This window comes from Haloarchaeobius pelagicus (assembly GCF_051207375.1).
Classification (GTDB): domain Archaea; phylum Halobacteriota; class Halobacteria; order Halobacteriales; family Natrialbaceae; genus Haloarchaeobius.
Genome location: NZ_JBPJZD010000001.1, coordinates 2,192,712 through 2,211,307 on the forward strand (window position 1 = coordinate 2,192,712; position 18,596 = coordinate 2,211,307).

At 65.7% G+C, this 18,596-nt stretch carries 21 protein-coding genes and 2 tRNA genes; 14 read left to right on the forward strand and 9 right to left on the reverse strand.

The window, feature by feature from the left end; translation table 11 throughout:
* The first annotated feature begins 124 nt into the window (after nucleotides 1-124).
* Together glyA and ACSC1S_RS11440 are read left to right on the forward strand one after the other, a co-directional pair.
* A complete protein-coding gene (gene glyA / locus ACSC1S_RS11435) occupies nucleotides 125-1,372 on the forward strand; it encodes a serine hydroxymethyltransferase (RefSeq protein ID WP_435364609.1) in 1,248 nt (415 codons plus the stop codon).
* A 358-nt stretch (nucleotides 1,373-1,730) separates the two neighbouring features.
* A complete protein-coding gene (locus ACSC1S_RS11440; protein WP_435364400.1) occupies nucleotides 1,731-3,233 on the forward strand; it encodes a methyl-accepting chemotaxis protein in 1,503 nt (500 codons plus the stop codon).
* A 93-nt stretch (nucleotides 3,234-3,326) separates the two neighbouring features.
* Here the strand turns inward: ACSC1S_RS11440 and ACSC1S_RS11445 are convergent, their stop codons facing one another.
* Complete coding sequence (locus tag ACSC1S_RS11445) at nucleotides 3,327-3,674, reverse strand: hypothetical protein (protein WP_435364401.1); 348 nt, start codon at nucleotides 3,672-3,674, stop codon at nucleotides 3,327-3,329.
* Nucleotides 3,675-3,819: 145 nt separating this feature from the next.
* Between ACSC1S_RS11445 and ACSC1S_RS11450 the strand changes: the two genes are divergently transcribed.
* From ACSC1S_RS11450 to ACSC1S_RS11460, 3 genes are read left to right on the forward strand one after another with little or no spacing between them, the layout of a single operon-like run.
* The gene (locus tag ACSC1S_RS11450; RefSeq protein WP_435364402.1) at nucleotides 3,820-4,710 is read left to right on the forward strand and encodes a bifunctional methylenetetrahydrofolate dehydrogenase/methenyltetrahydrofolate cyclohydrolase; all 891 of its coding nucleotides are present in this window, start codon (nucleotides 3,820-3,822) and stop codon (nucleotides 4,708-4,710) included.
* 60 nt (nucleotides 4,711-4,770) lie between these two features.
* Entirely contained in the window at nucleotides 4,771-5,232 is a 462-nt protein-coding gene (locus tag ACSC1S_RS11455) for an SRPBCC family protein (protein WP_435364403.1), read from the forward strand.
* Nucleotides 5,232-5,609, forward strand: a complete 378-nt coding sequence (locus ACSC1S_RS11460) for a YrdB family protein (RefSeq protein WP_435364404.1) — start codon at nucleotides 5,232-5,234, stop codon at nucleotides 5,607-5,609. Before ACSC1S_RS11455 ends, ACSC1S_RS11460 begins: the two co-directional genes overlap by 1 nt.
* An 8-nt stretch (nucleotides 5,610-5,617) precedes the next feature.
* Here ACSC1S_RS11460 and ACSC1S_RS11465 read toward each other — a convergent pair whose 3' ends face one another.
* Entirely contained in the window at nucleotides 5,618-6,343 is a 726-nt protein-coding gene (locus tag ACSC1S_RS11465) for a DUF7117 family protein (protein WP_435364405.1), read from the reverse strand.
* Nucleotides 6,344-6,639: 296 nt separating this feature from the next.
* Between ACSC1S_RS11465 and ACSC1S_RS11470 the strand changes: the two genes are divergently transcribed.
* From ACSC1S_RS11470 to thyX, 3 genes are all read left to right on the forward strand, one after another.
* Nucleotides 6,640-7,080 carry a DUF7528 family protein gene (locus ACSC1S_RS11470; protein WP_435364610.1) on the forward strand — a complete coding sequence of 147 codons (441 nt, stop codon included), beginning with the start codon at nucleotides 6,640-6,642 and terminating at the stop codon, nucleotides 7,078-7,080.
* Nucleotides 7,081-7,217: 137 nt separating this feature from the next.
* The gene (locus ACSC1S_RS11475; protein WP_435364406.1) at nucleotides 7,218-8,129 is read left to right on the forward strand and encodes a DUF1028 domain-containing protein; all 912 of its coding nucleotides are present in this window, start codon (nucleotides 7,218-7,220) and stop codon (nucleotides 8,127-8,129) included.
* 156 nt (nucleotides 8,130-8,285) lie between these two features.
* On the forward strand, nucleotides 8,286-9,029 hold the full coding sequence (gene thyX, locus ACSC1S_RS11480; protein ID WP_435364407.1) for an FAD-dependent thymidylate synthase: 744 nt from the start codon (nucleotides 8,286-8,288) through the stop codon (nucleotides 9,027-9,029).
* A 505-nt stretch (nucleotides 9,030-9,534) separates the two neighbouring features.
* On the opposite strand, the gene ACSC1S_RS11485 is transcribed toward thyX, so the two are convergent.
* Nucleotides 9,535-9,897 carry a winged helix-turn-helix transcriptional regulator gene (locus ACSC1S_RS11485; protein WP_435318998.1) on the reverse strand — a complete coding sequence of 121 codons (363 nt, stop codon included), beginning with the start codon at nucleotides 9,895-9,897 and terminating at the stop codon, nucleotides 9,535-9,537.
* 507 nt (nucleotides 9,898-10,404) lie between these two features.
* Between ACSC1S_RS11485 and ACSC1S_RS11490 the strand changes: the two genes are divergently transcribed.
* From ACSC1S_RS11490 to ACSC1S_RS11500, 3 genes are all read left to right on the forward strand, one after another.
* The gene (locus ACSC1S_RS11490; protein ID WP_435364408.1) at nucleotides 10,405-11,610 is read left to right on the forward strand and encodes a metal-dependent hydrolase family protein; all 1,206 of its coding nucleotides are present in this window, start codon (nucleotides 10,405-10,407) and stop codon (nucleotides 11,608-11,610) included.
* 34 nt (nucleotides 11,611-11,644) lie between these two features.
* The gene (locus tag ACSC1S_RS11495; RefSeq protein WP_435364409.1) at nucleotides 11,645-12,880 is read left to right on the forward strand and encodes a helix-turn-helix transcriptional regulator; all 1,236 of its coding nucleotides are present in this window, start codon (nucleotides 11,645-11,647) and stop codon (nucleotides 12,878-12,880) included.
* A 74-nt stretch (nucleotides 12,881-12,954) separates the two neighbouring features.
* Nucleotides 12,955-13,029 (forward strand) — tRNA-Glu (locus ACSC1S_RS11500).
* Nucleotides 13,030-13,144: 115 nt separating this feature from the next.
* On the opposite strand, the gene ACSC1S_RS11505 is transcribed toward ACSC1S_RS11500, so the two are convergent.
* The 3 genes from ACSC1S_RS11505 to ACSC1S_RS11515 form a co-directional block, all read right to left on the reverse strand.
* A complete protein-coding gene (locus ACSC1S_RS11505) occupies nucleotides 13,145-13,903 on the reverse strand; it encodes a hypothetical protein (protein WP_435364410.1) in 759 nt (252 codons plus the stop codon).
* A gap of 390 nt (nucleotides 13,904-14,293) precedes the next feature.
* Nucleotides 14,294-14,368: transfer RNA gene (locus ACSC1S_RS11510), tRNA-Val, on the reverse strand.
* A 53-nt stretch (nucleotides 14,369-14,421) separates the two neighbouring features.
* On the reverse strand, nucleotides 14,422-14,682 hold the full coding sequence (locus tag ACSC1S_RS11515; protein ID WP_261651992.1) for a DUF7553 family protein: 261 nt from the start codon (nucleotides 14,680-14,682) through the stop codon (nucleotides 14,422-14,424).
* Nucleotides 14,683-15,010: 328 nt separating this feature from the next.
* Here ACSC1S_RS11515 and ACSC1S_RS11520 point away from each other — a divergent pair, with 328 nt between their 5' ends.
* Entirely contained in the window at nucleotides 15,011-15,958 is a 948-nt protein-coding gene (locus ACSC1S_RS11520) for an MBL fold metallo-hydrolase (protein WP_435319044.1), read from the forward strand.
* Nucleotides 15,959-15,980: 22 nt separating this feature from the next.
* Here the strand turns inward: ACSC1S_RS11520 and ACSC1S_RS11525 are convergent, their stop codons facing one another.
* Both ACSC1S_RS11525 and ACSC1S_RS11530 read right to left on the reverse strand, forming a co-directional pair.
* Nucleotides 15,981-16,559, reverse strand: coding sequence for a CAP domain-containing protein (locus ACSC1S_RS11525; protein ID WP_435364411.1), 579 nt, complete (start codon nucleotides 16,557-16,559; stop codon nucleotides 15,981-15,983).
* A 44-nt stretch (nucleotides 16,560-16,603) separates the two neighbouring features.
* Nucleotides 16,604-17,137: a cob(I)yrinic acid a,c-diamide adenosyltransferase gene (locus ACSC1S_RS11530; RefSeq protein WP_435319046.1), complete on the reverse strand. Its 534-nt coding sequence runs from the start codon at nucleotides 17,135-17,137 to the stop codon at nucleotides 16,604-16,606.
* 242 nt (nucleotides 17,138-17,379) lie between these two features.
* Between ACSC1S_RS11530 and ACSC1S_RS11535 the strand changes: the two genes are divergently transcribed.
* Complete coding sequence (locus ACSC1S_RS11535; RefSeq protein WP_435364412.1) at nucleotides 17,380-17,616, forward strand: hypothetical protein; 237 nt, start codon at nucleotides 17,380-17,382, stop codon at nucleotides 17,614-17,616.
* 48 nt (nucleotides 17,617-17,664) lie between these two features.
* Nucleotides 17,665-17,832 carry a DUF7838 family putative zinc beta-ribbon protein gene (locus ACSC1S_RS11540; protein ID WP_261651997.1) on the forward strand — a complete coding sequence of 56 codons (168 nt, stop codon included), beginning with the start codon at nucleotides 17,665-17,667 and terminating at the stop codon, nucleotides 17,830-17,832.
* 62 nt (nucleotides 17,833-17,894) lie between these two features.
* On the opposite strand, the gene ACSC1S_RS11545 is transcribed toward ACSC1S_RS11540, so the two are convergent.
* A complete protein-coding gene (locus ACSC1S_RS11545) occupies nucleotides 17,895-18,584 on the reverse strand; it encodes a DsbA family protein (protein ID WP_435364413.1) in 690 nt (229 codons plus the stop codon).
* Between the last annotated feature and the right edge of the window lie 12 nt (nucleotides 18,585-18,596).

An 18,596-nucleotide genomic window follows, 5' to 3' on the forward strand; every position in this document is an offset into this window, starting at 1 on the left:
AGAATATCACTAGTGACAGTTAGATGTATCGGGTGTGCGATGAGAACACGTCGCGTGGGGGCGGACGGCGTCAAGATGCCCCGAAGAAGGTACACTTATGGAACGACCGAACGCCGATTTCAACATGGACTACGAGCACGTTCGCGAGGTCGACCCCGCTATCGCAGACGCCCTCGAGGGCGAGGAGACACGGCAGAACGAGACACTGGCGATGATCGCCAGCGAGAACCACGTCTCCGAGGCCGTCCTGGAGGCACAGAGTTCCGTCCTGACGAACAAGTACGCCGAGGGCTACCCCGGCAAGCGCTACTACGGCGGCTGTGAGTACGCCGACGTGGTCGAGGAGAAGGCCATCGAGTACGCCAAAGAGCTCTGGGGTGCCGAGCACGTCAACGTCCAGCCCCACTCCGGTTCGTCGGCCAACATGGGCGTCTACCTGGCCATGCTCTCGCCCGGCGACAAGATCCTCTCGCTGGACCTGACCCACGGCGGCCACCTGAGCCACGGCCACCCGGCGAATTTCACGGGGCAGACCTACGAGGTCGAACAGTACGAGGTCGACCCGGAGACGGGCTACATCGACTACGACGAGGTCCGCGAGCAGGCCGAGGAGTTCGAGCCGGACATCATCGTCTCGGGCTACTCCGCGTACCCGCGCGAGGTCGAGTGGGAGAAGATACAGGCGGCCGCCGACGCGGTCGACGCCTACCACCTCGCCGACATCGCCCACATCACCGGCCTCGTCGCCGCGGGCGTCCACGAGTCCCCGGTCGGCATCGCCGACTTCGTCACGGGCAGCACGCACAAGACCATCCGCGCCGGCCGCGGTGGCATCATCATGTGCGACGAGGAGTACGCCTCGGACATCGACAAGGCAGTGTTCCCGGGTGCCCAGGGCGGCCCCCTCATGCACAACATCGCCGGCAAGGCCGTCGGCTTCAAGGAGGCACTCCAGCCCGAGTTCACCGAGTACTCCGAGCAGACCGTCGCGAACGCGAAGGTGCTCGCCGAGGAGCTCCAGGACCACGGCTTCGAGCTCGTCTCCGGCGGCACCGACAACCACCTCGTGCTCGTCGACCTGCGCCCGTCGCACCCGGACACGACGGGCGGTGACGCCGAGGAGGCCCTCGAAGAGACTGGCATCGTCCTGAACGGCAACACGGTCCCCGGCGAGACGCGCTCCGCGTTCAACCCGTCGGGCATCCGCGCTGGCACGCCCGCGCTGACGACGCGTGGCTTCGACGAGGACGACATGCGTGTCGTCGCCGAGTGCATCGCGAAGGTCATCGACCACCCCGACGACGAGGACGTCAAGGCCGACGTCGCCGAGACGGTCAAGAACCTCTGTGCGGCGAACCCGCTGTACGACTAAGGCCACCGCGACCGACCCGCGTCGACCACCATATTCTTCTCGCGGCCCGTGTCAGTCGACTGCTATGACCCGCCGTGAACCCACGAGGTACACCATCGGCCATCGGTGATACGTGTTACCGGCAGGGCCACTTCACGAGGAGTGATTTCGTCCAGTAATTAACTTTCCCGTCACTTCCACGAGTGCCAGGAGAGGGCGCTGGAGCCCACCCAGATGCCCAGAACCGCCCACCGTGCGCTTTGGTGTTAATGCACGAACACTTATGCACGTGGCAATCGTCTGTTGGGTCGGGGAGATGTTAGGGGGTCTGCAACAGCGGTTACCAGCGGTATCGCTCACAAACCATTTCAGGAACAGTTTGGAGCTCCAGCTGACGGTCGGCGTCGGGCTCATCGGACTGATCGGGGGGTCAGTCTCTGTCTACCTGTTCTTCGAGACGGCGAACTATCCACTGTTCGTGCTGGGCCTGGCGACCACGGTCGCCATCATGAGCGCGCTCGGCTTCGGGTCGCTCTCGCAGTTCGTCGAGGTCCGGGCGCTCACGGAGAAGGCCAAGGCCGTCGAGAACGGCGACTTCGACGTCGAACTCGCGACCGACCGCACCGACGAGATAGGGGAGCTTTCGCAGGCCATCGCGGGCATGCGAGACGGGCTGCGCAAATCGCTCGCAGAGGCCGAACAGGCGCGCCAGGAGGCAGAAGACGCACAGAAGGACCTGCAGGTGATGAACGATCATCTCGAGCGGACCGCCGAGCGCTACGGCCGAACCATGGCCGCGTGTGCCGAGGGCGACCTCTCGCGGCGGCTCCCGACCGACGAGACCGAGAACGAGGCGATGCGCTCGGTCGCCCGGTCGTTCAACGACATGCTGGACGAACTCGAACCCGCTCACGCGGAGGCGCAGTCGTTCGCCCAGACCGTCGCCCAGGCGAGCATGAACGCGTCCGAACAGATCGCCGAGGTCGGCGAACGGAGCCAGGACGTCCACCAGACCATCGACCGCATCGAGCGCGGGGCGCGGGCACAGACCGAGAAGATAACCGCGGTGAGCGACGCCATGACCGAGCTTTCGAGCACCATCGAGGAGATGTCGGCGACCGCCGAGACGGTCGCAAAACGCTCCGAGCGCGCGGTCGAGGCGAACGAGGAGGGCCGCACGGCAGTGGCGGACACGGCCCGGGCGATGCGCGATATCCGGGAGAGCACCCAGCAGGTCGTCGGTGACGTGAAGTCACTCCACGACCGCATCGACCGCATCGACGAGATGTCGACCGCCATCACCGAGATCGCCTCCGAGACGAACATGCTCGCGCTGAACGCGAACATCGAGGCGTCGAAGGCCAATACCAACCCCGAATCCACCCAGGGATTCGGTGTCATCGCCCAGCAGGTCAAAGAGCTCTCGGCCGACGCGAAGCAGCGCTCGACCGAGATCAGTCACCTCGTCGACGGCATCAAGTCGGACACGGGCGCGGTCGTCTCCGACATGCAGCAGATGACCGCCGACGTCGGGACGGGCCTGCAGGCGGTCGACGAGACGCTCGACGCACTCGTTGCGGTCGACGACCACGTCGAGCAGGTGGACGCAGGCGTCCAGAACATCGCGGGCGCACTGACCCAGCAGGCGGCCCGGACGCAGACGGTCAGGACCGAGACGACCGACGTGGCCGCGATCAGCCGCGGGACGACCCGGGCGACGGAGGACGTCGCCGATGCGGCCGACGCACAGCTCGGTGCGGTGACGACGGTCCAGCGGACGAACGACCTGCTCGAACGACGCTCGAAGGACCTCTGTGGGCTGCTCGAGCAGTTCGACACCTGTGAGGGCCCCGGCGGAACGGCGGTCCCGGGTGACGACTGAGCCGCGTCGACCCCGCCGTGACCGGGCTCGCGTTCGGCCTCGGCCTCTCACTTGTCGGTCCGTTCCTTCGCCTTGGTCGTTCCGTTCCCTCGCCTAGTACTGCTTCTTGAGGTCGTGGCTGACCCCGCTGAGGACGGTCCCGACGAGCGTCAGGACCACCGCGCCCGCGACCGCGAGCCCGAAGCCGATGGGACCGGAGAACAGCCCGACGATGTCCAGCATCGACACCGCCTCGCTGGCGGCGACCGCCTGGAGCCCCTCGGGGTTGGTCGCGAAGACGAACAGGACCAACAGCACCACCGTCCCGACCGTGGTCTGTATCACGGTGCGAATCGGGTGCTGGACGAGCGCGAGCGTGTGCTTCCGGTACGAGCGCTTGCGGACGTCGACCGCCCGGGTCGCCTGTCCGCGCACGAGTCGGATGACCCATCGGAGAACCATACACTCCAGACGACGCCGACCGTCTTCACTATCAACTCATTAGGCCCCCGAGAGTATGCAAGATAATGCACTATTCTCCCTTCGGAGACAGAGAGATGAGCACGAACCCGAGGGTTGAAGGGGTCGGTCCGCCAAGCCCGACGTAATGACTCACGTCATCGACGGCAACGCAGTTGCCGAGGATGTTCGCGCCGACGTCGCCGACGCCATCGACACACTGGAAGCCGAGGGTGTGACCCCCGGTCTCGCCACGGTCCTGATGAGCGACGACGGCGGCTCCCAGACCTACGTCTCGATGAAACAGCGGGCCTGCGAGGAGGTCGGCATCGACGGCACGACCGTCGAGATCGACCCCGAGGCACCCGCCCAGGAGCTGTACGACACCATCGACGAGCTGAACGCGGACCCCTCGATTCACGGGATTCTCGTCCAGATGCCCGTCCCGGACCACGTCGACCAGCGCGAGGTCCTCCGACGGGTCGACCCGATGAAGGACGTCGACGGCTTCCACCCGGAGAACGTCGGCCGCCTCGTCGCCGGCGAACCCCGGTTCAAGCCCTGCACCCCACACGGCATCCAGAAGCTGCTCGCCTCCGCCGACGTGGACGTCGAGGGCAAGGACGTCGTCGTCATGGGCCGCTCCGACATCGTCGGCAAGCCGATGGCCAACCTGCTCATCCAGAAGGCCGAGGGCGGGAACGCCACCGTGACGGTGTGTCACTCCCGGACCCAGGACCTCGAAGCGAAGACCCGGAACGCGGACATCGTCATCGCCGCGGTCGGCGTCCCGGAGATGCTCACCGGCGACATGCTCTCGGAGGGCGTGGTCGTCATCGACGTGGGCACGAACCGCGTCGACGCGGACAACGAGAAGGGCTACACCCTCACCGGCGACGTGGAGTTCGAGAGCGCGAAAGAGAAGGCGTCGGTCATCTCGCCCTCGCCGGGCGGCGTCGGCCCGATGACCATCGCGATGTTGCTGTACAACACGGTCCGGGCCGCGAGCCTGGAGTCGGGCGTCGACGTCGACCTGTAGGGCACGTTCTGCCGAATCGTATCACACAACGTTCATCTCCTCAGCGAGCGTCGAGTGTGCATGAATCCACTCGTCACCACCATCGACATCGACGCCCCGGTCGAGGTGGTCTGGGCCGTCCTCACCGATTTCGACAGCTACCCCGAGTGGAACCGCCACTCCATCGTCTCGGGCACCCTCGCCGAGGGCGAGACACTGCGCGTCGCGCCGGGCCCGGAGGCGGGCCGCATGCCGACGTTCACCCCGACCGTCGTGACGGTCGACGAGGGGCGGGAGTTCGCGTGGCTGGGCCACTTGTTCGTCCGCGGGCTGTTCGACGGCGAACACCGCTTCCGGGTCGAAGACCTCGGCGACGGCCGGACTCGGCTCACGCAGTCGGAGTCGTTCTCGGGGGTCCTCGCCGGGCTGGTGCTCCGCTTCTTCGGCGAGCAGACCCGCGAGAACTTCGAGGGCGTGAACGCCGCCGTGAAAGCCCGTGCCGAATCGATGGCCGAATCAACGACCGAATCCGTCACCGCGTGATGACGGAAGCGACGACCCCGACCGACCGACTCGACGGCCCGGCCCAGCTCGTGCTCGGTGTCCGGTTCCTCCTCGAGCTCGCCGGACTGCTCGCACTGGGCTACTGGGGGTTCAGGACCGGCGGGTCGACGCTTGCGAGCTTCGCCCTCGGCCTCGGTGCCCCGCTCCTCGCCGCCATCGTCTGGGGGACGTTCGTCTCCCCGAAGGCGCGAGTCCCGCTTCGCGGGGGAGCCAGGCTGGTCGTCGAGGTCGCCGTCTTCGGCGTGGCTGCAGTCGCCCTGTACGCCGCAGGACAGCCGCTACTCGCGGTCGTGTTCGCGGCCGTCGCAGTGGTGGACCGGGCGGCCGTCTGGCACCTCTCACTCGAAGAATTCTGACGGCTGGGTCAGTTCTCGTCCAGTCCCGACAGCCTGTTCTGTGCCTGCGCCAGCGCCGCCTCGTCGTCGTCCCTGACGTAGCGGGTGACCTCGCGCAGCACGGCGACGAGTCGCTCCGCTTCGCGCGCCGGGACGTCGCCCTCCAGCGCCCGGATGCGTTTGGCGTGCTCGTCGATGGCCGACAGGACCTCGGTCGCCGGGCGGTCGATGGTGACGTCGCTGGCGTCGGCCCACTCTCTGAGCTCGCGCCGGTACTCCCGGACCGCTTCCGCGTAGGCGAGCCCGCGCCCCGCACGGAGGGACTCTGGAACCTCGTCGGGGGCGGGTCGGTCGGCCTCGTCCCCGCGCAGGAGCGAGAGCAGGTAGAACTCCTCGTCGTCGTCACGGCCGAGCGACCGCCCCACCATATCGGCGACCTGCAGCAGTTCGCCCGCGACCAGGTAGGTGTCGTCGAGGTCGCGCAACTCGCCAGCGTGGACGAAGCCGTGCTTACGCTGGAACTCGCGACAGGTCGACTTCACCGTCGACAGCGCCTCGTCCTCGGGCACCTCGTCGAGCTGTGCGACGGCCTCGGTGAGGTCGAGTTCGACCCGGTTCGCCGTGTGGAGCTTCCGGTCGTCGTCGACGCCGACGCTGTGGAGGCTCTCACACTCGGGGCAGGCGACGTTCCCCGTGTCGTAGTACGACCACCGCGCCCCGCAGTTCTTGCACTCGCGCTCGCCGCGTATCTCCATGCGCGGGGGTACGCCGGGGTCCGTGAAATGACCGACGGTCGGGACCGGCAGCACCATCGGTGACGGGGGTGTCGGGACGTGTCGCCAGGCCGGTTCGACACCCCGACCTGTACGACCACCACGCTTATTGAGGGCTCTCACGTAGGATGGGGCACCGATGTCTACACAGACGCCGGAGGATAGAGGAAGTCGCTTCGACGCGGCTGATCGAGAAATTCTCCACCGACGAGCCTAACCTTACGGTTACAGCCGACAGCAACGGCCTGTTACTCGCTGTCGGCGACGAGACGTACGAACTGACCCGCGAAGACGCCCTGGAGCTACGCGACCAGCTGGCCGACGCGGTGACACAGACACACGAGTTCGTCCACACGACCTGCACCCATCGCGAGGACGGCAGTTACGTGGTCGAACGCCGCGGCGCGAACTCCGCCGGCCACCGCAAGGTGTTCGACTCGTTCGAGGCCTGTGCGCGCCTGTTCGGTCGCCTGCCCGCCGAGTTCACCGCCGGGGACGTGGGCCACACCGGCCTCACGGGTGGTCGCCGGCACATGCTGGTCTGGCACTACGCCGAGCATCCCAGATTCGACTGCGAACTCGTCTCGCGCCAGCCACTGACCGTGGCGAAGCGCGAGGTCGAGGCACCGGCGTCCGAGTCTACGGACTCGGAGTCGGCCGATTCGGAGTCGACGCGCACCACGACCGGTGGCGTGCTGGAGGTGTCGCCCGCGGACTGACCGACCCCGCGACCACCGCTCCCGGCCAGCCAGCCGTCCGACCGGCCTGCCGGGTGCCGTAGGCTTTTCACGCGCCCTGCCGAGGTGACAGACATGTCTCTACACGGTTCGCGCGTCGGACACGGGGGTGTCCGCGCATGACGTTCTCTATCGTCGCGCGGGACCCCGACTCCGACGCGGTCGGCATCGCCGTCCAGTCGAAGTTCATCAGCGTCGGCTCCGTGGTCCCCTTCGCCAGCGCCGACGCCGGGGCAATCGCGACCCAGAGCTTCGCGAACGTCGCCTACGGCCCCGACGGGCTGGACCTGCTCCGCGAGGGCAGGACAGCCGAGGAAGTCATCGACGAACTCACCGCCGCCGACCCGGAGGCCCCCCGCCGCCAGATCGGCGTGGTCGGCCAGGACGGCTCCGTCGACGCCTTCACCGGCGAGGAGTGCTTCGACGTCTGCGGTGACATCCAGGGCGAGCACTACACCGTCCAGGGGAACATCCTGGAGAACGAGGAGACCCTCACCGCGATGGCCGACACCTTCGAATCGGCCGACGGCGGCCTGCCCGAGAAGCTCATCGCGGCCTTGCATGCGGGGAACGACGCTGGCGGTGACTCCCGTGGCGAGCAGTCCGCGGCGCTCTACATCGCCAAGCCCGAGGGCGGCTACGACGGCGGCAACGACCGCTGGGTCGACGTGCGCGTCGACGACCACGAGCACCCCATCGACGAACTGGAGCGGGTGTTCCGGCTGTACGACATCACCTTGCTCGCACGCGAGGAGCCAGCGGAGACGCGCGACCTCGACGGTGACGTGGCTCGCGAGGTCTGTGCGACGCTGGCCGACCTCGGCTTCTACGAGGACGACCCTGCCGAGGAGTTCGGCGAGGACGAACGCGACGCACTGGAGTCGTTCCGCGGCCTGAACAACTTCGAGAACCACGACCTCTCCGTGCTGGAGGACGCCCTTGCGCGCGGCTGGGACGACGCTTTTGGCGACGGCGAACAGAAGCTGGTCGACGCCATCTGGCACGGGCTGCAGCGGCTGGAGCGGAAGTAATCCAGGCCGAAGCCCGCTCTTTTACGGGGTCACTCACGGGTCGACTCCGAGTCGCCCGGCAGTCCCCAGAACGACAGCATCGACCACGCACACCAGCAACCGCGACCAGATAGATTGAAACGGCAGCGACGTGACCACGCATCCAACGAGGCACTCATGAAGGTCCAACTGCTCGAAGCCACCGAGAACCCGGAAGAGCTCATCTGCAAGGCCGCGCGAAACGACTACTACAGCGACTTCGTCGGCGAGGACGACTTCGAGACGGTGATGGCGGGTATCGACGGCGACAGCATGCAGGAGAAACAGGAGACCCTCATCGGGCACCTCCTGAGCCACGGGCACTACGGCCCGTTCGAGCACCCCCAGATAACCGTCGCGGTGAAGGGCATCAGCCGCTCCTGTATGGCCCAGATCACCCGCCACCGGCACGTCAGCTTCGACGTACAGTCGATGCGCTACGTCTCGTTCGACGATATCGACCCCGACGACGTCCGCGAGGGCGAACTGGTCGTGACCCCGCCGTCGGCATCGGACCCGGACTGGGTCGGCCGGAACCAGAAGACCGGCGCGGTCGACGAGGAGGTCGTCGCCGAGCGCGAGGAGGTGTTCCGGGAGTCGGTCACCCGGAGCGTCGAGGAGTACCAGCGCCTGCTCGACCTCGGGATGCCGCCGGAGGACGCCCGGTTCGTCCTCCCCATCGGCACCAAGGTGAACATGGTGATGTCGATGAACGTCCGGATGCTGATGCACGTCGCGGACATGCGTGCGGCCGCTGACGCGCAGTGGGAGATCCGCGACCTCACCGAGCAGGTCCTCGACCTCGCGGCCGAGTGGTGCCCCATCACGTTCGATTACTACGAGGAGAACATGCGCAACCGGAAGAATCGCCTCGCGCCCTGACCCTGCAAGGTCCGACTGCGGGCGTTCAAGCGCGACCTTCGGTGACCACCACTGCTGATTCGAGAGACGGTGTCGTGGTGAACGATGCAGAACCGTTCCACCTAATGGCACGTTAGCGGTGTGGTAACCGCCCTTTGCCCAGCGTCACGAACTGGCACTCCATGGCAATGAGCGCTTACTAATGAGACAGTAGTGTGAATACTCAGTTGAGATGGGGGAAATCTGGGGAGGTTTTGTAGAGGCGGTGTCCGGCCTGCACCCACGGGTCCGTCGCCGCAGACAGGAGTACAGGGCGATCGCAAACGCAATCGAACGACAGGACGTACCACCCAAATCGTTCCGTTGTGACGGCTGTGGACAGGTCCAGTCACGCTACGCGGCGTCGACGCTCGTTACGGACGGCGGCGGCACCGATAGCACTGCAGGTGTCTGGTGTGTGACTTGCGTCGAAAAATCCGCACAGAATCGGAGCCAGACGCGAACGCTTGCTGGCCTCGAACGCTGATCAGTCGTCGGAGTCGTTCTCTTCTTCGTCGTCGCTCCCACGGACGAGCTGGCCCTGTGGCTGGGACCCGGCTTGCGGGTCGCTTGCGTGCGGGCCCTCGATGAGCGAGCCGAAGTCGTCGACCTCGTCGTACTGGTCTTGGTACATCAGCGCGATCTTCCCCTTCTTGGTTATCTCGTAGAGTCCGGACCGCTCGGCGGGCCCGATCTTCTCGACGAGCTTGTAGTCGGCGAGGACGGGGAGCCGACTGTTGATGTTCTTGCGACTCTTGCCCGTATGATGGGCGAGGTTGGTCGCGACGTTTCTGCCCTGCGCTTGCAGCGCTTCGAGTATCAGGAAATCGGTTGGTTGGCGTAGTCTCACTGTAACACACTCCCGGCTGAGCCGTTGTATACTACTTGGTCGCCCCTGTTATTTCTATCTAATGGCAATCTCACGATTCGATGGCCAATAGTAATCATCACCGGTGATTTTATAGGGGCCGAAACGCAAGCGTATGGTAGGGTGTGACGGCAGCACCACCAGAGGTTGCCGACACCCTGACTGGACGACCCCCACCCATCCCCCCACCCATCACTGCCCCGTCAGAGGCACACACCCACCCGAACCACCACCCACCCGAACCACCACCCACCCGAACCACCCAATCAGACAACCCGAACCACCACGCCAACCCGCACTCACCCATGCGACGGTTGGCCCGACCGTGTGAGTCGTCATCCTTCACTGGTCGGTTTTTTCCTGCCACACCGCGAACCGGATAGTCGTGACACAACCTCTCCGCGCCAGCGAGTCCGCCGCCGGTCGCACCGTCGCCGACCAGTTCGTGAATCCACCGACCTCCCATAGCGGCCCACCGGAGGAACCCGAATGACGACTCACGTCTTCCGCGGCGGTGTCGTCGTCGACGCCGACGGTGCGCGCGAGGCCACCGTCGTGGTCGAAGACGACCGCATCGTCAGTGTCGACCCGGTCGACAGCGACGACGGCGGGGCGGACCGCGCCAGGGCAGCCGACACCGATTCCGTCACGCACCTCGACGGCGCGTACCTCGCGCCCGGCCTCGTCGACGCGCACGTTCACCTCATGATGGACGCCAGGCCGAACCCCTCGGCCAACATGGACGCCTCGACCGCGAGCCTCGCCTACCAGGCGACACGGAACCTCCGCGCAGCGGTCGAGACCGGCGTCACCACCGTCAGGGACCTCGGCGCACCCGACGACATCGCCATCGACGCCCGGACCGCAGTCGACCGGGGCGTCCTCGCGGGCCCGCGGGTCCACGCATGCGGGCGGAACGTCGTGATGACCGGTGGGCACGGCCACTGGTTCGGCCGCGAGGCCGACGGCCCTCACGAGGTTCGCAAGGCCGTCCGCGAACAGCTCAAAGCTGGTGCTGACGTGGTCAAGTGCATGGCGACCGGCGGGGTCCTGACCGAGGGCGCACAGACAGGCTCACCCGAACTCACCCCGGACGAACTCACCGCGCTGGTCGACGCCGCGAGCGCGAAAGGTGTCCCGACCGCCGCCCACGCCCACGGGACACAGGGCATCGAGAACGCGGTCGCCGCCGGCATCACGAGCGTCGAACATGGGACCTACATGAACGAGCGCGCGGCCGAAGCCATGGCCGACGCTGGCACCTACTGGGTGCCCACGGCGAGCGCGGTCCACGGCATCGTCGACAACGCCGACCAGGGGACGATTCCAGACTGGGCCGTCGAGAAGGGCGAACACGCCCGCGACGCGTTCGGGGACGCCTTCGAGCACGCGCTCGCCGCGGGCGTCACCGTCGCGATGGGCACCGACGCGGGCACACCGTACAACCGGTTCGCGGACATCCCACACGAACTCGAACTCCTCGTCGAGTACGGCATGACGCCCGCAGAGGCCCTCGAAGCGGCCACGAGCAACGCTGCCGAGCTCCTGGGCATCGGTGACGAGACCGGCCGCGTTGCGCCGGGCCTCGCCGCGGACCTCGTCGTCCTCCCGGCCGACCCCCGCGAGGATGAGACCGTGTGGCAACAGTCAGAACGTGTCATGGCGCGCGGGCGATTCGTCAATCACATGGCCTAGCGTTCTTTACCCCTCCCCGAGAATGGGTGGACGAATGCGTCGGTCACTTGGTGTCGGAACACTCGTCGTCCTCCTCGTGGGCGCGGCCATACTCGCGGGTACGAGCCCGACCGCCGAGGTCGCGCAGGCACCCACCCCGACCGTGGATGCCCCACGTGGAGACCTCGCAGGCGCGCAGGAGTTCGACCGCACACAGTTCCAGATTCGACTGTACGAGAACGGATCGGCACGCTTCGCCATCCACTACGAGCGAAATCTCAACGAATCCGAGCGCTCGCAGTTCGAGGAGTTCGCCGAACGATTCGAGAACAACGAGACGGAGCTCTGGACCGACTTCCAACGTCGGGCCGACAGCCTCGTCGCCGCCGGCCGTAACCAGACCGGCCGCGAGATGACCGCGACCGGCTTCCAGCGCCGCGCGAACATCCAGACCGGCTTCAACGACATCGGCGTCGTCGAGATGTCGTTCGTCTGGACCGGCTTCGCCCGCGAGTCGAGCGACCGTCTCGTCGTCAGCGACGTCTTCGAAGGCGGCCTCTACATCGGCCCGAGCCAGTCCCTCGTCGTCGAGACCGGCTCGAACCTCTCGTTCGCCTCGGTCACACCCGAAGGGACGTTCTCCGGGAACTCACCGGCCACCAGCGACTCCGTGACGTGGCAGGGCGAGAAGCAGTTCTCCGACGAGCGTCCGCGAATCGAGCTCGTCCCCGCAGACTCCGCCGGTGGGACGACCTCCGGCGGCGGTGAAACGACGGCCCCCGGCGACGGACCCACCGATGCGGGGCCCTCCGACGGCGGCGGCTTCCCGACCATGCCCGTCCTGCTCGTGGTCGCCCTGGTCGGCGTCGGCGGCGTCGTCGTCTGGTGGCGCACCCGCGACGACGGTGCACCAGCCACGACCACCAGCACCGAGGGCCCGACGGGCCCCGACACCGCCGAGATGAGCGGCGGGGCCACCACGGACACCGCCGCCGAAGCCGACGAACCCGCACCCGAACCCGCCGTCAGCGACGAGGAACTCCTCACCGACGAGGACCGGGTCCGCAAACTCCTCGAAGAACACGGTGGCCGCATGCGCCAGTCCAACATCGTCGACGAGACCGACTGGTCGAAATCCAAGGTCAGCATGCTGCTCTCGGACATGGAGGACGAAGGCGACATCAGCAAACTCCGCGTCGGCCGCGAGAATATCGTCAGCCTCGCCGGCCACGAACCCGACGCCGCAGGCTCCCCGTTTGCCGACGAAGACGACGACGGTGCACAACGGTAAACCGCCCCACGGCTCCGTCGAAACGCAAGGGTTTTTAGTATCCCTGCAATACGAAGTAATGCGAAGAACGCACCGCTCCGTTGGTGTAGTCCGGCCAATCATCTTGCCCTCTCACGGCAAGGACCAGGGTTCGAATCCCTGACGGAGCACTTTTCCAATCTCGAATCAGCGAGCAACAGCGAGCCGTGTTCAAGTTCAAAAGTGCGCACGGAAGGGATTCGAACCAGGGAGCGAAGCGACCGCCTCTGATTCCCGACTCTCGAATCAGGTCCTGTCGCCATACCGGTCACACAGGTCCAGACGTGCCTGGTAGTGGTCCCGTTGCTGTTCGGCGATCCGGTGGACCGTTCTCGCGTAGTCCTCGATGGTACTGTCACCCCGGTCCGGGACCTTCGCTTGCACTCGGTCGGAGGATTCCTCGATCCGTTGCATGAGCGCTGGTGCATCTCGCTTGTCCATGGCGACCGACCACGCGACTTCCCAGAGCTCCCCCCACTCGTCGACGAGGGACTCGTACACGTCCCGGTTCTCGTGGCCGACGTCCACACCACCCGGCTGGGGCGTATTGAACGCGTGAATCCAGACGGGTTCGGCACGGTGTCGCTCGGAGAAGTCGTCCAGCGAGTCGCAGTCGAAGGCGTCGCGTCGCGTGATGTGGCCGCCGAAGCGGTAGCGTCGCCAGCACTTCACCCCGGCGATGTAGACGGGGTTCGCCCCGGCGTCCGGTGCAAGCTGGATGGCACCCGCCTCTGGCTCTGGTCGCTCCCCCGGCGGCCACCCCGTCCACGGGTCGTCACCGGCCTGGTCGACGGCAAGCTCGTCACAGTCCCGACAGACGGGGTTGGCGTAGCCGACGGGCAGGTCCCTCGCACGGTCCTCCGGGACCCCACATACCGCACAGCGGAGCGTCTGGGGTGGTTCCTCGTCGTCCGCTGGTGGCCCGTACCGTTCGGAGGTGGTGACGTTCTCGGGTGACTCTGCAGCCGGGACCAGCGCCGAAAGATCGAATCGTTCCAGTGTCATCGCTACGTGAACCGTCTCGACAGAGCACGGTCATCGGGAATAAACGCTTCTGCCACCCGGATCCGGACTCCAGTAACGGTCTCCCCCGCACTACTGGGCCAGACATTGGTTGCCCATGACCGGGCTTGCTCAGGTGAATGGAGTCGAGACAGTGTTGCCACTCTCCAGTCCCTCGCTATCGGGGCTCGTCGTCCGAGTCGGTGCCGCCGTAGAACTCGGCCAGCTCGTTGCGAACACGGTCGAACTGCTCGCTCTGGAAAGAAGGGTTGGGGCAGATTGTGAACCTCACTCGCACCGCTTCGCGGTGCTCGCTGGTTCAGATCTACCCGTCTCACATTTTCAAGAACAGAGACTCCTCGCTGCGCTCGTCGTTGTAGTGTTCTTGAAAAATGGGTTGGGGCAGATTTGAACTGCCGACTTCCTCCGTGTGAAGGAGGTGTCATAACCGGACTAGACCACCAACCCGGGTTCGCACTCTCGGCTACCCGGTTGTTAAACTTAAGAGTTGCTTTCCGTGACTATGCTTCCTGCTTGCGGTACCCGTCGAGCTTCTTGCGGGCTTCGCGGACGTTCTCCTTGACCTTGCCCTCGGCCTTCTTCTCGTAGCTCTTCAGGTCCTGCTGGAGTTTCTCGACACGGGACGGCTCCGGTTCCGACTCCTTGCCGCGGAGGTCGTCGAACCGCTGCTGGAGGGTTTCGAACTCCTCTTTTGCGCCCTCTTTGGTGTGCTCGCCGGCTCGCTTCAGGTAGTACTGGGCGTCTTTAAAATGCTTGTTCATACACATCAATACGCATGATAAGACGTTAACCCTTTCCCCTCAGTGTATCGGGTTCCTGTTCTTCCAACGACACGAACCGGCCCGGTGGTTTTAGGCCAACCAAAACCACAGGCTTTTTCTAATTGTTAGGCACACCTAAAACCACGGTCGGCGACACACCCCATAGCGAGCCAGACTCGGCGCGTCGAAGAAGGTGCGGCGTGCCCCGACTGCCGTGGGCATCACTCGGTAGTCGCCTGTCCTGTTTCTCGCCGACCGCCTCTTTCGACACACAGCATGGCACACCGGATGCCAAGGGTTTACCAGACGGCGGTACGACTGGACGGGTATGTTCGAGCGGTTCGCCATTCCGACGCCGTTTCAGGTTGGTCCGGTCAACGCCTATCTCGCGGGCCGGACCCTCGTCGACCCCGGGCCGGACAGTGAGGAATCGTGGTCCACGTTGCTGTCCGGGCTGGAGACCCGAGAGCTCGGCCCCGAGGACATCGAGCGCGTGATCATCACGCACCCACACCCCGACCACTTCGGGCTGGCACACCGGTTCCGCGAACTCGGTGCCGACGTGTACGCCAGCGAGCAGTGCGCCGACATCATCGGTGACTTCGAGGGGCGCTGGGAGTACGAGCGGGAGTTCTTCGTCGACTTCTTCGCGCGCAACGGGATGGCCGAATCGACGGCCGAGTCCGTGACCGACCTCCCCGAGGTGTTCCTGCGGTACGCGCCGGACGTGGAGACGGACACCGTCATCGGCGACGGCGACGACATGACCATCGACGACACGCTGGTCGAAGTCGCGAGTGTCGAGGGCCACGCTGCCGGCGAGTTGACCTTCTCCTACGAGGACGACGGCGAGTACGTCGGTGTGGTCGGCGACAACGTCCTGCCGGACATCACGCCGAACCCGTTCCTCCAGCCGCCGCCAGAACCCGGTGCCGAGCGCCCGCGGGTACTCCCCCGGTACAACGAGTCGCTCGCGCGCCAGCGCGACGCGGGCTACGACCTGCTCCTTCCCGGGCACCGCGACCGCATCACCGACCCGGCGGGTCGTATCACTCAGATTCTCGACGCACACGAGAAGCGTACCCAGGACGTGGCGGAACTGGTCGAAGAGCCGACGACAGCCGTCGACGTGATGCACGGCCTGTTCGACGACCTTCCGGTGACCGAGCAGTTCTCGGGCATGAGCGAAGCCGTCGGCCACCTGGACGTCCTCGAAGCACGCGGAGAAGTGACCCGTCGCGAGCGCGGTGGGATGCTGGTGTACGAGCAGGCCTGACTCGAACGGGTAACCGACCCCGTCAGCAGAAGTTCTGTGTCACGTACACCGAGGTGTTGCCGTCGGTCTCGTCGACGTCGACGACGACACCGACGCCCTCCCGGTACCAGTAATCAGAGAGCAGGTTCTCGCGGTGGCCGGTCGAGTTCATCCACCCGTCGACGGCCCGCTCGGCGATCTCGTCGTCGGTGTAGGACACACCGGCGAACGAGACGAAGAAGACGTTCTCACCGCCGTAGACGACGTTGTCAGTGCCGGCCCTGATGCGGCAGTCGTACCGGAACTGGTCGTACCGGTTGAGTACTGTCTCGCCCGACGGCGAGACGTGGCCGACGTAGTCCGCTGCGGCCATGTCGCTGCTGTGGTAGCGACTGACCTCCGCCAGTGACTGGTCGAACACGAGCGGTCTGAGTCCACGTTCGATGCGTAACTCGTTGACCTGGTCGTGGATGGCCGCCTCGATGGCGGCGTCGTCCAGCTCGGCGGGTACCTCGGGTGCCGGCGGCTGGTACTGCGCCTCGACGGGGACGAGCGATGGGTTCAGCGCCAGGACGAGGGCGCCAAGAGACAGGACGAGCAGAAGTCTGGCCAGTGCACTCACGAGAGAACGGAGGTGTTCGCGCCGAATAAGCGCGCGCTGGGGCCTCAGTAAGTCGGATTCTCCTCGGGAACGCCGTCACGTTTGTTGACGACGCGCGCCCAGACGAACAACCCGTCAGAGAGCCGGTTGAGGTACTGGACGGCCTCCTCGTTGATCGGGTCGTTCGCGGCCATCGCGACGGACCGGCGCTCTGCGCGGCGACAGACCGCCCGGGCGTGGTGGAGCTTCGAGCCCTTCTCCGAACCAGTCGGGAGGATGAACGAGGTGAGCGGGTCGAGCTCGTCGTCGTACTCGTCGATCCAGTCCTCGACCGTGTCGACGTGTGCCTCCTCGATGACGGGGTCGTCATCCTCGGGGTCTGGGTTGGCGAAGTCGGCCTGGACGATGTGGAGGTGGTTCTGGACACCCTCCAGCTTCTCGTCGATGTCGTCGTGGCCGGTCGGCCGGACCGTCCCGATGAGCGCGTTCAACTCGTCGACGGTCCCGTACGCCTCGATGCGCGGACTCGTCTTCGCGACCCGGGACATGTCCCGCAGGTCGGTCATGCCGTCGTCACCACGTCCGGTGTAGATCTTCATGTTCCGCCCTTCGTACGGCCGCCACTTAACTTGGTTCGCGGCGGAACCGGTTGCCCGTTACTCGAGAGCCCTCGTTTCCAGCCGGAGGTGATTTCGTATCGTGAGATACGATTTATCGAGGTGGGATGGCCGGGAACAGGTGGGCACCAGGAGACGGGGAACCTCGATCCAGCCAGCAGGCGACATATCGTCTGCCAACCGTCTGACGTAATTTAATATGCGAGGCAATCACAAACAATGGTATGTCGCTCCCCAACACCCGTGTCGCCCCGGACGAGGTACTGGAATCCTACGCAGAGGACACCCCCGAAGCGGTGATGGCTCTCGCAGACATCGACGAGGAGCCCGCCCCCGACGCGGTCGACTCGGCGGCGTTCGAGGGATTCGTCACGGAGACGGACCGGGACGCACCGTCGACCACGGCTCGCGACGAGTCCAGCGACGTCGAGGGGCTCGATCTCGACGAACTCTTCCAGTAACCGCCGCGGACCGAATCGATAAAGTTCCGGGGCCACGGAGCGCTGGGTATGAGCCTGGAAATCGAGCACTACTGTCCGGATTGCGAGGACGACGAGACCTTCTACCGCGCCGCGAGCACCGAGATGCACCTCGGCGAGAAAGTGAAGTGGCACTGCACCGAGTGTGACTACGGGTTCGTCAAGATCGACGGGAACGTCGACACCAGCGAAGCCTGAATCGGCTCTTCTCCCGTCTCACCCCCGGGGTCGGAGTGGCGACACCGGGGTTCAGAATCGAGTTATTCCTTCAACGCAGCCTGCAACCCGGTGTCGACGGTGTACCACCAGGACTTCTCGGGGACGAGTTCTTTCCCGTTCACGAAGAACGTCGGTGTCCCCCGGACGCCGCGGTCGATGCCGGACTGGCGGTCCGCGTCCACGGTCGACCGGTACGCGCCGTCTTTCGCGTCCGCGACGACCCGCTTTGCGTCCGCACCGACCCGACGGGCAACGCGTTCTATGGCCGACCAGCTCATGTCGGCCTGCTCCTCGTATGCACCTTCGGTGAACGCGAAGAACGCGTCCATCCCCTCGTTCGCCTGGACGCTCCGCCCGGCCATCGCCGCGTTCCAGGACCACTCGCTCAGGGGGATGGGGAAGTCACGGTGGACGTAGTAGACATCGCCCGTCGAGAGGTACTTGTCCTCGACCTTCGGGAGCGTCTGCAGGTGGAAGGTGCTGCAGTGCCCGCACATGTAGTCGGTGTAGGCCTCGATGGTGACCGGTGCGTTTGCGCTCCCCAGTGCGGGCGAGGCGAGCAGTGACGATTCGGCAGCCCCCGGTTTCTCGGCTGCCTGCTGGTCACCTTTCGGCCCGTTCGCGTCCCCACTCGCGTCGTTTGTCAGGTTACCCATACAGCCAGCCAGTGTCGTGACTGCACCGGCACCCAGTCCCCGGAGGAGCCATCGTCGTGAAGTCTGCTTCGTCATGTAGAGATGAAC

Coding starts and splice junctions, on each gene's coding strand:
- ACSC1S_RS11490 (WP_435364408.1), top strand. CDS start 10,405: ATGACGACTCACGTCTTCCGCGGCGGTGTCGTCGTCGACGCCGACGGT.
- glyA (WP_435364609.1), top strand. CDS start 125: ATGGACTACGAGCACGTTCGCGAGGTCGACCCCGCTATCGCAGACGCC.
- ACSC1S_RS11475 (WP_435364406.1), top strand. CDS start 7,218: ATGACGTTCTCTATCGTCGCGCGGGACCCCGACTCCGACGCGGTCGGC.
- ACSC1S_RS11450 (WP_435364402.1), top strand. CDS start 3,820: ATGACTCACGTCATCGACGGCAACGCAGTTGCCGAGGATGTTCGCGCC.
- ACSC1S_RS11445 (WP_435364401.1), bottom strand. CDS start 3,674: ATGGTTCTCCGATGGGTCATCCGACTCGTGCGCGGACAGGCGACCCGG.
- ACSC1S_RS11455 (WP_435364403.1), top strand. CDS start 4,771: ATGAATCCACTCGTCACCACCATCGACATCGACGCCCCGGTCGAGGTG.
- ACSC1S_RS11515 (WP_261651992.1), bottom strand. CDS start 14,682: ATGAACAAGCATTTTAAAGACGCCCAGTACTACCTGAAGCGAGCCGGC.
- ACSC1S_RS11535 (WP_435364412.1), top strand. CDS start 17,380: ATGTCGCTCCCCAACACCCGTGTCGCCCCGGACGAGGTACTGGAATCC.
- ACSC1S_RS11540 (WP_261651997.1), top strand. CDS start 17,665: ATGAGCCTGGAAATCGAGCACTACTGTCCGGATTGCGAGGACGACGAG.
- ACSC1S_RS11530 (WP_435319046.1), bottom strand. CDS start 17,137: ATGAAGATCTACACCGGACGTGGTGACGACGGCATGACCGACCTGCGG.
- ACSC1S_RS11495 (WP_435364409.1), top strand. CDS start 11,645: ATGCGTCGGTCACTTGGTGTCGGAACACTCGTCGTCCTCCTCGTGGGC.
- thyX (WP_435364407.1), top strand. CDS start 8,286: ATGAAGGTCCAACTGCTCGAAGCCACCGAGAACCCGGAAGAGCTCATC.
- ACSC1S_RS11465 (WP_435364405.1), bottom strand. CDS start 6,343: ATGGAGATACGCGGCGAGCGCGAGTGCAAGAACTGCGGGGCGCGGTGG.
- ACSC1S_RS11520 (WP_435319044.1), top strand. CDS start 15,011: ATGTTCGAGCGGTTCGCCATTCCGACGCCGTTTCAGGTTGGTCCGGTC.
- ACSC1S_RS11460 (WP_435364404.1), top strand. CDS start 5,232: ATGACGGAAGCGACGACCCCGACCGACCGACTCGACGGCCCGGCCCAG.
- ACSC1S_RS11505 (WP_435364410.1), bottom strand. CDS start 13,903: ATGACACTGGAACGATTCGATCTTTCGGCGCTGGTCCCGGCTGCAGAG.
- ACSC1S_RS11545 (WP_435364413.1), bottom strand. CDS start 18,584: ATGACGAAGCAGACTTCACGACGATGGCTCCTCCGGGGACTGGGTGCC.